Source organism: Bacillus sp. NEAU-242-2 (assembly GCF_027853835.1).
Lineage (GTDB): Bacteria > Bacillota > Bacilli > Bacillales > Bacillaceae > Bacillus > Bacillus velezensis.
Genome location: NZ_JAPNNY010000001.1, coordinates 92,997 through 105,595, shown reverse-complemented (window position 1 = coordinate 105,595; position 12,599 = coordinate 92,997). Strand labels below are relative to the sequence as shown.

Annotated in this window: 10 protein-coding genes and 1 pseudogene; 6 read left to right on the top strand and 5 right to left on the bottom strand. The window is 43.5% G+C overall.

The window, feature by feature from the left end:
* Positions 1-33: 33 nt before the first annotated feature.
* The 5 genes and pseudogenes from OWN49_RS00215 (at position 34) to OWN49_RS00195 (ending at position 4,977) form a co-directional block, all read left to right on the top strand.
* Positions 34-1,307 (top strand): annotated as a pseudogene (locus OWN49_RS00215) (MFS transporter).
* A 118-nt stretch (positions 1,308-1,425) separates the two neighbouring features.
* Positions 1,426-2,241 carry a hypothetical protein gene (locus tag OWN49_RS00210; protein WP_176283344.1) on the top strand — a complete coding sequence of 272 codons (816 nt, stop codon included), beginning with the start codon at positions 1,426-1,428 and terminating at the stop codon, positions 2,239-2,241.
* Entirely contained in the window at positions 2,238-2,846 is a 609-nt protein-coding gene (locus OWN49_RS00205; protein ID WP_070081894.1) for a DUF4166 domain-containing protein, read from the top strand. The genes OWN49_RS00210 and OWN49_RS00205 overlap by 4 nt, the downstream gene beginning before the upstream one ends.
* A complete protein-coding gene (locus OWN49_RS00200; RefSeq protein WP_070081895.1) occupies positions 2,840-4,468 on the top strand; it encodes a YndJ family protein in 1,629 nt (542 codons plus the stop codon). Before OWN49_RS00205 ends, OWN49_RS00200 begins: the two co-directional genes overlap by 7 nt.
* Positions 4,469-4,842: 374 nt before the next feature.
* Positions 4,843-4,977 (top strand): hypothetical protein, encoded by a 135-nt coding sequence (locus OWN49_RS00195; RefSeq protein ID WP_255219917.1) that lies wholly within the window; start codon positions 4,843-4,845, stop codon positions 4,975-4,977.
* A 422-nt stretch (positions 4,978-5,399) separates the two neighbouring features.
* Here OWN49_RS00195 and OWN49_RS00190 read toward each other — a convergent pair whose 3' ends face one another.
* Both OWN49_RS00190 and OWN49_RS00185 read right to left on the bottom strand, forming a co-directional pair.
* Complete coding sequence (locus OWN49_RS00190) at positions 5,400-6,536, bottom strand: alpha/beta hydrolase (protein ID WP_176283345.1); 1,137 nt, start codon at positions 6,534-6,536, stop codon at positions 5,400-5,402.
* Positions 6,537-6,732: 196 nt separating this feature from the next.
* Positions 6,733-8,232, bottom strand: coding sequence for a cellulase family glycosylhydrolase (locus tag OWN49_RS00185; RefSeq protein ID WP_176283346.1), 1,500 nt, complete (start codon positions 8,230-8,232; stop codon positions 6,733-6,735).
* A 463-nt stretch (positions 8,233-8,695) separates the two neighbouring features.
* Here OWN49_RS00185 and OWN49_RS00180 point away from each other — a divergent pair, with 463 nt between their 5' ends.
* Positions 8,696-9,007, top strand: coding sequence for a DUF4870 domain-containing protein (locus tag OWN49_RS00180; RefSeq protein WP_070081898.1), 312 nt, complete (start codon positions 8,696-8,698; stop codon positions 9,005-9,007).
* 49 nt (positions 9,008-9,056) lie between these two features.
* Here the strand turns inward: OWN49_RS00180 and OWN49_RS00175 are convergent, their stop codons facing one another.
* The 3 genes from OWN49_RS00175 to OWN49_RS00165 form a co-directional block, all read right to left on the bottom strand.
* Positions 9,057-10,457: a sensor histidine kinase gene (locus OWN49_RS00175; protein WP_165409106.1), complete on the bottom strand. Its 1,401-nt coding sequence runs from the start codon at positions 10,455-10,457 to the stop codon at positions 9,057-9,059.
* 2 nt (positions 10,458-10,459) lie between these two features.
* Positions 10,460-11,167: a response regulator transcription factor gene (locus tag OWN49_RS00170; RefSeq protein WP_101563063.1), complete on the bottom strand. Its 708-nt coding sequence runs from the start codon at positions 11,165-11,167 to the stop codon at positions 10,460-10,462.
* Between the two features lie 142 nt (positions 11,168-11,309).
* Positions 11,310-12,581: a glycoside hydrolase family 30 beta sandwich domain-containing protein gene (locus OWN49_RS00165; RefSeq protein WP_146276874.1), complete on the bottom strand. Its 1,272-nt coding sequence runs from the start codon at positions 12,579-12,581 to the stop codon at positions 11,310-11,312.
* Between the last annotated feature and the right edge of the window lie 18 nt (positions 12,582-12,599).

Below are 12,599 nucleotides of genomic sequence, written 5' to 3'. Positions count from 1 at the left end.
AATTTAAATTATGAAATAAGAGGGAGGGATTTTATGTTCTCAAAGGATAGATTCCCTATTATTCTTCTTTTATTTTCAGCCGGGGTGATTAACTATTTAGACCGCTCAGCGCTGTCTATTGCAGCGCCGTTCATACAGCAGGATCTCACATTGTCTGCAACCCAAATGGGGCTGATTTTCAGCAGTTTTTCTGTCGGATACGCTGTGTTTAACTTTCTCGGCGGTGTTGCATCTGACCGGTACGGGGCTAAATTGACATTGTGTACGGCGATGATCGTTTGGTCTCTTTTCAGCGGGGCGGTTGCGCTTGCTTTCGGATTTGTAAGTCTTTTGATTATCCGTATTTTATTCGGTATGGGCGAGGGGCCGCTGTCGGCTGCCATAAGCAAAATGGTCAACAATTGGTTTCCTCCGTCTCAGCGCGCCACGGTCATCGGCCTGACAAACAGCGGCACGCCGCTCGGCGCGGAGCGATTTCCGGCCCGATTGTCGGGATGATTGCTGTGGCATTCAGCTGGAAGGTTTCCTTTGTCCTGATCATGATCGTGGGTTTAGTCTGGGCGTTTATCTGGTTTAAATTTGTCAAAGAACGGCCGGCGCCGACGGAAGACGCCCCGGCCATGAAAGCGGCGATTCAATCGCATGAGCAGCATATCCCGATGACCTTTTATTTGAAACAAAAAACGGTTCTCTTCACGGCTTTTGCCTTTTTCGCCTACAATTACATCTTATTTTTCTTCTTAACATGGTTTCCGAGCTATCTGGTGAAAGAACGCGGTTTAAGTGTTGAATTTATGAGTGTGGTGACTGTTATTCCCTGGATTCTTGGATTTATCGGTTTGGCGGCAGGCGGAATGATTTCTGATTATGTATTCAAAAAAACCGCCGGAAAAGGGGTTTTATTCTCACGGAAAGTCATTCTTGTCACTTGCCTGTTCGCTTCCGCTGTACTGATCGGATTTGCCGGACTTGTTACCACTGCCGTAAGTGCCGTTATTCTCGTTGCTTTATCAGTCTTCTTTTTATATATAACGGGCTCTATCTATTGGGCGGTGATTCACGATGTGGTTGATCAAAGGAATGTCGGGTCAGTCGGCGGCTTTATGCATTTTCTTGCAAACACGGCCGGTATTATCGGGCCTGCTTTAACCGGCTTTATCGCGGATAAAAGCGGATCATTCTCGGGGGCGTTTTTGCTTGCAGGCGGATTAGCTGTTTTGGCCTCAGCTGCGGTAATCCGTTTCGTGCGTCCGATTATCATTCAAACAGTTTCTGAAGATAAAAAAGACACCATACCTTATTCATAAGTCATCAAAGTCATTGAGGCTGTCCTGCCGATAACGGGATGGCCTTTTCGTTCTGCCGTTTGACCTGTTCCTATGATAATATAGGAATTGTTTACAAAAGAAGGGAAGAGAAGGGAGCATGAAACAGAAGCCGATATATGTCGAAATCAATATTGCATCTGATATAGAAACACTTTGGGAATATACGCAAAACCCGCATCTTCATAAGGAATGGGATCTGCGTTTTTCTGACATTACATATCTTCATAGGCTGCCAGATGAACCGCAGAGATTTCTATATGAAACACGAATCGGTTTTGGGCTGAAGGTATCCGGCACAGGCGAATCAATAGGTGACATGAGGCCTCGCTCGTCAGAAAGAGTGTCTTCGCTCGCTTTTGCCTCTGATCATCCGCTGTCACTTATAAAAGAAGGCAGGGGCTACTGGAAGTATATAGAGCGGGATAACGGACAAACCTCATTTTTGACTCAATATCAATATGAAACGGTCCGCGGTCTGCCGGGAAGTTGGATAGACCGGTTTTTATTTCGTCCTCTGCTAAGCTGGGCTACCGCATGGAGCTTTGATGCGTTGCGGCTTTGGATAGAACAAAACAGACATCCGAAGATATCAGTCCGTTTCGGATTTGTCTATGTCTGTATGTGTCTCGTATTCAGTCTGTATTGGTTTTTTCAAGGCTTTCATGATGGCTGTGCCGATGCAGAGATCGTGAGGGGAGCGCTGGAGACAGGGTTAGGGGTATTATGGCTGCTTCCCATGCGGAGAAAGTGGCTGATTCACGCCGGGCAGTCAGTCTTCTTTTGTGTAACGGCACTGCTATATTCCGGCGGCGGATTCGTGATCTCTTTAGGAGTGCTTACGATAGCCGGCATGATTCTTAAGTTCAAGCTGCCGAGCGCCTGGCATACAAAACGAAAGAGAGAAGTGAAATGACGGATTCAATGTATGAAAAAGCGATTACTCATTATCAATCACTGCACCCGATGCTGCAGAAACGGTACAGATTTGACGGATCACGCACGTTTTGCGGAGAAGGCGTTATGTCAGAAATAAAGGGAGGTTCTTTTCTTGTCAGAATGCTTTTAAAGACCGGTGTTTTTTTCAGATGTTTTTTCTCAGAGAGGGGAAACGATATCCCTTTCACTATCGAAAACAAAATCAGGCAAAATGGCGTGGAATGGAATCGTACCTTTTTCTTTAAAAGCAAAACGCGTTTTTTTGATGCAGTCATGGAATATGATGAGCGGGAAAACAGAATTCTTGATTACTTCGGCAAACCTCACATCCTACTGTCTGAACTGCATTTAGAAGCGTCTTCAGACGGAGGGCTTGTTATTACATCCGGAAGGCAGTGGCTCCTGATAGGCGGAAAGAAAATCCCGCTTCCGGCATGGCTGTGCGGCAGTTCAACCGTTTATGAGGCTTATGATGAGGAAATGAATTGCTTCAGCATAAAGGTTCATGTGAAAAACCGGATACTCGGCACGCTTTTCTCTTACCGGGGGACTTTCCGGGAAACAGAGGGAGAAACATGCTGAAGCGTCATCTCATGGTCAGCGTGATTAGCTTTTTGGGATTTGCGGCGGCTGAAGCTCCGTATATATCAGCTGCTGAGACGTTTGTTTTATTATCCATACTTTTTTTCGTTCCCGCTGTATTCTGCTTTGCTTTTCGGCCGTCAAAGACCTTAGAGAATGTGTTGTTACGGAGTTATCCTGTTGCCGCTATATGTGCGGCGCTTGCGCTTGTCACAGGCTTCAGTTTTTTTGCCTTTGTGTGGCTCATTTATACGCTTGGACTGGCACTGTATGCTGTCTGGCGGCTGATGAAAACAAATATTCACAGAACAGAAGAGATGTCTGTTATGGCGGGTTTCATTTATTTGGCCGGGGGCGGATTCTGGTTCTTCGCATATGTTCTTGAGATTCCCGTCATGAATTTCGGCCCGCTTATCGTTCTGCTGACGGCGGTGCACTTTCACTATTCCGCTTTTCTCATTCCGATCTTTAACGGATTGCTCGGCAGGATCATACGGGAGAAACGCGTACTTTACCGGTGGAGCACGGTCATTATTTTGATTTCGCCGGTCCTTATTGCCTTGGGGATTACATTTTCAAAGACACTTGATGTGATTGCTGTCGCTCTGTACCTGGCGGGTCTGTATGTAAATGCATATCTCGTCTTTAAGGCGCCGTTTGTTACGAAAACAGGCAGGATCTTGATCAGGAGTTCTTCGGCTGTGTTAATGATCACAATTGCTTTTTCTTTGATATATTCGTACGGTGTCTACCGCGAGGAGGCAACGCTCACGATCAGCCAGATGATTTGGATTCACGGGGCCGTCAATGCATTCGGCGTTATCCTGCCGGCTTTGGCGGGGTGGAGAATAGAAAATCCTAGACCGTTCGATGAGAACAGTGAAAGAACGTTCAGCAGAATTTACGGGAAAGGAACGATAGGCAAAGATTTTTTGACTGACATTCATGCAGCAAATGACATCCATTATACCGGCCTTCAGGATCAGCTGAGAGAACTGCATTCTGAAGACTTTTCAATTGAAAAGCTGGCGCCGGCCGTTATTTCCTTTTATGAAGAGACAATTGATTATGACATCATGGCAAAAGTGACATGGAGCGGATGGTTTCGTCCGTTCGCGTGCGTGTACGAGCGGTTCAGCAGAAGAGCGGGGCAGATTCATCTGTCCATGAATCCGGATTGGTATATCATGCACAGTGATATTATAGGAATTGACTCTGACAAAGACGGCAGAAAAAATGTCCGTGCGTGGATCAGAACAAATGAAAAGCAGGAAACCGTTTTTACTGCGCTGTATTCAGCGTACAGGGCAAAAGGGGAAGGATACATGAATATCTCTCTTCCGCTGCCGTACGGCCAAATGACGGGCATTTTAAAGCCTTATGCGCATAAGCAGAATCTTGTTTTGACAAGCAGACGGCGAAAAAGCGGAGCGGGTGATGAAGGGATTTATCTCCAGACAAAATGGGGAACGTGTCATCTTCCGCTGGCAGAGACATTTCTTATTTCAGCCCAGAGCGAAACAAGCCTGAAGGCCGTTCATCATATGTGGCTGTTCGGACTGAAATTTTTAACTGTGCATTATCGGATCACTCACGCTTCCGCAGGTAACCGAAGCAAATAACAAGCTGCAGAGCCGTCTGTTCATCAGGCGGCTTTTTCTCATGCAAAGATTCCTACATTGAGCGGCATGATGAAGGCAGCCGGGCAGATGGCCCTGCTGAAAATCTTGTTCTTTTTGTTTATGATTCCGCACGCACTGGCTCTGTTAGTGATGAGAACTTTTGTTCGCAGGTGCGGAAACTGGGTCACATTGCCGTTTTTATTTAAATCATTCCTTTTATAATAGGTTTTTCACTCGGCATTATCTTTCCTTTGCTGCTTGGAATGTCGATTGAGTCTGTTCCGGCGGGCATGAGAGCAACATCGATGGGGCATACCAGGCGCTTTATGCACTCGGTATTTTCGGAGGACCTTGGTTGCGGGATTTTTTAATGATTGGCTGGGCTCAGAGCCGGATTTTATTTCGCTGCAGTGCTTTGGCTGGCGGCTGTCATACTTGCTCGGGGAGCCGATGCGAAAAATTCGTCGGAAAAAAGCAGGGAAGATGCGGCAAAGTATTATCAGACCTGATTTTTTATATGCTTGCCTAAAGAAATGATCTCATTGCGGGTAATGACCAAACAAGAAATTCATTTCAAGCTTGCTTTTGCGTTAGGTTTTATTTCAGCTGAATCAAAACTAACGCTGTAAACATTTTTATACGTGTAACGCTAACTGCAATAACACAATGTGCGGTTATTGCAGTTATAAATTTCTCTTTTTTGTCTCAATAACTAAAGTATACTTGGTTTATGAGACTGGTAATTCATTTCTCTGTGTAACTTCCTAGAATATATATTATGTAAACTAGAAATTATGAAGAGAATATAAAAGCGAATCCATATTCTAACAGCATCCCCTTTTTTGTAAGGTAATATTAAAAAACCTCTACGTCCTTAATAAATTAAATTGGTCATAAAGGTTTTTCAGTTTGAGTATTTTCATCGGTTATGTCACTTGTTGCTGGTCTTCTTGATCAAGTCCACGCCATCGTATGCCAGACTTTCCACACTTGCAGCTTTCTGCAGGATGTAATGATCAAAAAAGTTCTTCGTATAGTCTGTAACAAGATTTCGCATCTCCGTGGCATCCCGTTCGCCTCTAAGTTCCTCATTCACACTGGTAAACACGATGTCGCAGTAATCTAAATGCGCAGCACGATCAACAGAGAAATAATAGGTATCCATGCTATTGTTAGCCCCAATGATCGCATTCATGTTATAGTTCGGTTCAGAAAACAGCAGCAAAAAGGGTTTCTTAAGGTCGCTGCCCTGAAGGCCGAACGCTCCGCTGTCCAATCCAATCCCGCAGGCAAACCGGTCGTCGTCCCGGCAAACAATCGCCGTCGTAGCCCCGCCATAAGAATGTCCGACTATGCCCATGCCGATGTCAAGCAACAATCTGTCCTTAAAGATGGAATTCAGCTCTCCAGAGTCCAGTTTGACAAGATAATCGGCTGCATACCTTACATCTTCCGCCTGTAATTCACAATACTTTGTTAACTTGCCAAGAATCGGCAGTGTAAACACGTTATGGCACATCTTAATGGCAGTTTCATCGTCAGGACGCATCTCCATCTTACCAGACAACGCCAGCATCTCCGGATCTTCAGAAAACGCCAAAATGGCATCAGAAAAATCCTTTGATACATTAAACAGGCGCCCATCTTTACGCTTATACATCGTGCTATTCTGATGGCCGATGCTTACCGCCACATATCCCATGCTTGCCAAGTCTGTACAGATCACTGTGCCCCATTCTGGAGAACCGCCTCCGCCGCAAACATAGAATAACACCGGATAACGCTTTTCTTTCCCGGAGAGAGCAAGGTCGTCGTAACATTGGGTCTTGATATCTATAGAGTAAGCATCCTTCAACGCAGTGAGAAGCGGCTGCTCATCAAGCATTTCGCAGACTTCAGGAAACATGTACGTTGATGTAGTCTTCCCTTCGCTGCTGTCGGACGGATAGTACACAAACGCCGTCAGTTCTCTTTTTGTATGATCTGATGCCGTGTACTCAAAATCCATTTGGGTGCGGCCGACAGTATAGCCGCCAATTGGCTCTGGAAATGCGTCATACCTTTTCATTCTCTTGTTCCCCCTTAAGTAATAAAAGTGGCGGATGTGAAATACATACATTGCGCGATAAACGCTTTTCAAAACTGTGAAACGATTACATTATATGTTCAGTGAATCATTATCTACTCCTTCACGTAAACCTCCATGTATTGCTGTTTAAGATGATAAAAGCGGACATCGTTGCTGATGTCCGCCTAAAGCTTAACTAATGGGGTTCTGTTCCCCAAATCAGTTTTCCTTGATGATATAATGTAATTTTTTTCGTTGTTTTAAACGTATTTGATTGAAAAAAGGAATGATCGCCGCTTTGTGCATAATTACTCCAGTCATCATTGTGAAGACGAAGCTGAATATTCCCTGTGCTTGCTCCCGGTGACAGCGTTCCTGTTTTAAAACCCAGTTCCAGATAGGTATCTGCACCTTGCTTAGGTTTATGCAGCGCCGCAAATTTGTGGGTCAGATTGCCGCATCCAATCTGCGCGTAGTCACAGTCAAAGTTTTGGCCCTTGTTTTTCGCGTTATACCAGTAACGGGCAGTGACATCTTTTAAATCAACCGTCGCATTGCCGTTATTTTTTATGTGAAGCTGCGGGCGGATTTGGTTGCTGTTCACACCCCCATCCCCTGCTTTGTATTGTACAGAAATGCCGTTTTCCTGTGCGGGGTTATCTTGTGCTGGCGTTTCAGGGCGTTCTTTCGTTGAATCTTTGTTGCCGAGAATGTTTTCTCTTACGAATGTTCCTGAAGCAGTTAAATCTGTAAGCGGCCAGCCGCCTGTTTTAGATGCTCCCGGCTTTAAAGCCGAAGATGATTCCTGCTTATCAGAAAGATTCCAGTTCACCCAGCTGATGTTTTTGCTGTCGAGATAATTCAGCCATTCCCGCGACTGGTCAAGGAATACACCGCCATTTCCAGACGCGTCGCTTGTTCCCCATTCCGTCACGAAAATAGGCGCTCCTTTCCTGAGTGCATAGTTTGCTTTATCCCGTAAAGATTGGCCGTGTGTGCCGGCATAAAAATGAAGCGCGTACATGACGTTTGCATCTTTTAGCTGGTCATCGGCTGCATCATTCACATCTTGGCTCCATGTACCGGTTCCGACAATGATGATGTTGTCTGGATCATTTTTGCGGATAACGGAAATCACTTCTTCCGCATACGGTTTAATATCACGCTTCCAGTTCACATCACCGTTTGGTTCGTTTGCAATTTCATAAATGACGTTTGGCGTGTTTCCGTAAAGACTTGACATTTCCTTAAAAAATTCTTTTGCCTTCTCTTTATGTTGGTTTGGGTTGCCGTCATTTAAGATATGCCAGTCAATGATGACATATATCCCAAGTTCTTTTGCCGCTTCAACCGCTTCTTTTACTTTATTTTTCACGGACGGATTATCAATATAACCGCCATCTGCCGTATACATCGCCGCGCGGAAAACGGTTATGCCCCAATCGTCTCTCAGCCATTTTAAGCTGTCTTTATTGACAAAATCGCCATACCATTGCAGTCCATGTGAACTGATCCCTTTCAATTGTACCGCTTTGCCGTCTCGGTTTACGAGCTGTGTTCCTTTTATGCTAAGCTGACCATTCTTGGCTGCTGGCATTTTTGCCCCTGCTGCAGATGCCGGCGAAGCCGGCAAGCCGCCCATTGTCAATACCGTAATCAATAAACACGTAATAAAAATAGAAATTGACCGTTTCATATCTGATCTTTTCCTCCTTCGCATCATTTTGGCTCTTCGCTTCTTATGAGCTCGAACTCATTGTAAAAATCTTTCTCATGATTGTCTATCAACCTAATTTCTTGTTTTTGGGAGGTTTAAAAGCCTGTCAATTTGCTCTATCTCTATTGAATAAGACACACCTGACACATATAGAACAAAGAAAACTGGACTGAATCGGGACTTTACACGTTATTTTTCAATCGAATCGAAAAATTAAATGTATTTCCAACGTAGACGCGCTAAATGTGATGAGTCTCAATATGGCATTGAATCTTATGATTGCTGTAAAAAGACGAGCCCTTGCCCGTCCTTGTTAATTTAAGGTTGATGTAAGGTTCGGATTAATACGGGTTAAGGTTGGAGTTGTACAATAAGATTGTACTTCAGTGTGAGATTCAGCCAGAAGAATTCCCCCTTCAATAAATCATAGAGGTGAAAAGGTTTGAGAGAAAATAAAATTTTGTCTTCATTATGTTACTTCAGTATATTTTTTGCACCGTTTCTGTTTCCGATTATCGTCTATTTCTTAAGCCAGGATGATGTGAAAGATCATGCGAAAAAATCTTTATGGACGCATCTGATTCCTTATTTGATTTTTGGAATTGGCATCATCGCTTCAGGTTTACTTGGTATGAATGATATCAGACATGCCGGGCCTTTCCTGCTTGCGACTTATGCTGTTACATTCCTTGTGGCGATCTATTTTTTCATTTGGAACATTGTCAAAGGAATCAAAGTGTTTTCGGAACAATAGGAAAAAACGGTTCTGTTATTAATCAGCAGAACCGTTTTTTGTATAGCCATTATGATAATTGTATATCTATCGTTGTCCCTTCTCCCGCGGTGCTGTGAATGGTGATGTCCCCTCCGTGCTTTTGGATAATATCCTTTGCTATGGCCATTCCAAGACCAGAGCCTGCATGCGTCGTTCCTGTATTTGTCCCCCTGTAATAGCGATCAAACACTTTTTCCAGCTCCTCTTCTTCTATCCCTTTGCCGTTGTCCTTAATTGTCACATGAGTTCGTTCTTTTTGTTCAAGCTGTACAACGATCTTCACATCGGGATCATTGTGAACGAGGGCATTTAAAATGAGATTCGTGACCGCTCTCCGAATCAATATCGCATCAAGGTTCAGCATCAGCTTTTCCAGGTTCGTTTGAAGCTCAATGGACTTATCCGCATATCTGGAATCGTTTAAAATATCAATTAACGTTTCCCGCAGAAGCGATACAAGGTTTACCCGTTCTTTATTTAACATCACATCGTTGTTTTTCAGCCTTGTCGTTAAATTTAAATCTTCCATCACATCTTTCATATAGAGGGATTTACTCTCAATGATCCGGGCGTACTCTCTGATCTGCTCGACTGTGAGATGATAATTCGGATCTTTGATGATTTCTGCATAGCCTTGAATAGATGCTAATGGTGTTTTAATGTCATGAGAAATATGACTGATCCACTCTTCACGCATTTGTTCTAATTTATCTTTTTCTTTTTTGCTTAAAGATAGTTGTTCCGATAAGTGATTGACATTATAGAAGACATCTTTATAAATGCCTTTGGATTTCATTTTGATCGTATAATCTCCATTAGCTAACCGCTGGATTCCTTGAATGACACGGCCGAGCGGTTTTGTGAGCTGCCGGCTGAATAGATAGCCAATGAGTAACGCGATCAATGCATCTATTGATAATAATATGATGGTTCCTGCATTGAACTTCGTCACAAATTCCTTGGTATCATATGAGAGGACAAATTTTCCGAGAGAGGGATTTTTAAACCCTATAAAGTAACTGTACTCCTTGCCGTTTACTTTTTTTCCGCCGGCGTAAATGGTTGACAATAACTGTTCATCCTTATATTTATGTAAATTTACAATTTCAATAGGCGTATATTTTTTCTTCAGTCCTTTAGGTTCTCTATCATGATAAACATCCTGTCCGTTTTCATCTAATATTTGAATCCATGCATTCTGCTCTTTTAAAGCTTTTTGGCCCTCTTTGTTTACTGTGATACCATTGTTCGATAACGTGACATATTGTCGGAATGATCTTGTGAAAGTTTCCGGTGTACTTTCTTCGTCATGTTGGGTGTTCGCCTGGAAAACGAGCCAAAACATAAAAATAAATAAATTAATGAAGACTGTAATGACGGTCACTATGATGACAGATACCATGTATCTGCCTGTTAATCGCCAATTCATCCTTACGCATCCTTTACAACAAATTTGTAGCCTAACCCTTTCACAGTGACGAGAAAGTCTGGTTTTGATGGGACAGTTTCTATTTTCTCACGGAGCCTGCGTATATGAACCATCACCGTATTGTCAGAACCGAAAAAGTCTTCTCCCCATACAGCTTGATAGAGTGTTTCTTTACTGATCACCCGATTGGGATGCTGCAGAAAATAGGTCATAAGCATAAGCTCTTTAGGTGTTAGCTCAATAGCCGCTTCATTTTTGGTGAGCTCGGCTTGTTGTTGGTTTAATTCAAATGGCCCCTTTTTTATCACGGTTCCGGTTTGAGAAGGCTGTAAGTAAGAGACCCGTCTCAGCTGCGCTTTGACCCGGTATGCGACTTCTTTAGGGCTGAAAGGTTTTGTAATGTAGTCGTCCCCGCCGATGGCAAGTCCTACAATTTTATCCGTTTCCTCCCCCTTTGCAGACAAAAAGATAATAGGAATGTGTGAAATGTCTCTTATTTGCTTGCAGATATCATAGCCTTCACCGTCTGGCAGCATGATATCCAATATCACAAGATCGGGATTTTCTTGATGAAATTGAGCCAATCCGTCACGGGCAGTTGAAGCGGTCACTACGCGATCAATGCCTTCTCTTATTAATACGGTTTTGATCAGTTCCAAAATTTCTTTTTCATCGTCTATGATTAATACTTTGCTGTGAAGCCGTGACATATATTGATCACTCCTTGAAGTCATTGTCATTATTATACCCAATGTCCGTGTATCGTTAAAAAACCAACACTTCTCTTCCACAGAAAATAAGCCAATTTTCTTTTTCGAGTAAGAAAATTGGCTTATTGCGATGCTGATGTCTCTAACGCTTTACAACAAATGTTGTCACGCTTTGAGCCGGCAGATGGGCCCAAAAATGATTATCCGTTACTTTGAGATCCGTTCCAGGTTGAAGATTGCTGCTGCTGCTCGTGATCCATCTGGATACTTGCGAAGCAGATCCATTCTGCAACACGAAGTTTTGGTTGACCCCTGTGTTATTTTTATTAATGGCAACAATCACGACTTTATTGTCTCCTTTATAGGCTGACACATAAACATTCGGCTCAGGATTTTTCGTTGCATCAATCCTTACATAGCCAGGGCGCACAAATTTTGAGAAATGAGCCATATTGTATCCGCGTTTGCTGATCATCCCATCTTCTTTCATAGGGCCGTATGATCTGCGGATGTACCACCACACATAAGCTTGAAAATCTCCCTCTACCATTGAATGATGAATATGCTCTGAAACACCTAAAGCCTCAGGCCATCGATCCGCCGAGTTGTTATCACTGTTCGGATAGTATACTTCCGTCATCCAAAGGTCCTTCCCCGCTCCTTTTTGTTTGAAAAGAGGATAAGGAAACTGACTGACCTGAGTGCCGTACAGGTGGGTTCCGAGGATATCCATATTCCTAAGCGCCTGCGGATCGTTCAAAATGGGGTCCGATATATTTTTCAGGTATTGAAATGATTCCGGCGCAATCACACGGGCATTAATGGAACCGGCATTCTCTCTCATGAAACGCAGGATTTCTTGAGGCGTCCACCATGTCCATTCGTGAGCGTAATCAGGCTCGTTCTGCATAGAAATCGCATACAGATTCACACCATTACTCTTCATGAAATTAACGAAATCGTTAAGATGCTGCGCGTATGCAGCGTACTTATCGTATCTCAGCCGCTTAGCTGATGTGTCACCATTATGATTGAAAGTCTCAACCATATCGTTTGGCGGATTCCAAGGGGAAGCAAAAACGATTGCTCCATGTTTGATCGCACTCTTTGCAGTCTCCACTTCTTTGTACCAATTATTTCTATTTTCATCTACATGAATTCTTAAAACCGAAAAACCTAACTGATTCTGCCCATTGCCAAAAGCGGTCTCCCGTTGAGCCGCAGTCAAGTCTCCAATCCAAGCCGGGTGGTTCATTCCTCCAAAACCGCGAATCACTTGTCTTTCTGCAGATATATTAACTGTTGCATCACTTGCTGCTGAAACTTCAGTAACTCCCGGTCCTAACAGCATGACGGACAGCATTGTGAAACATACCAATAATACACAAATTGTTTTTTTTACGCTCGACATCATTTTTTTCCTCTCCTTCAT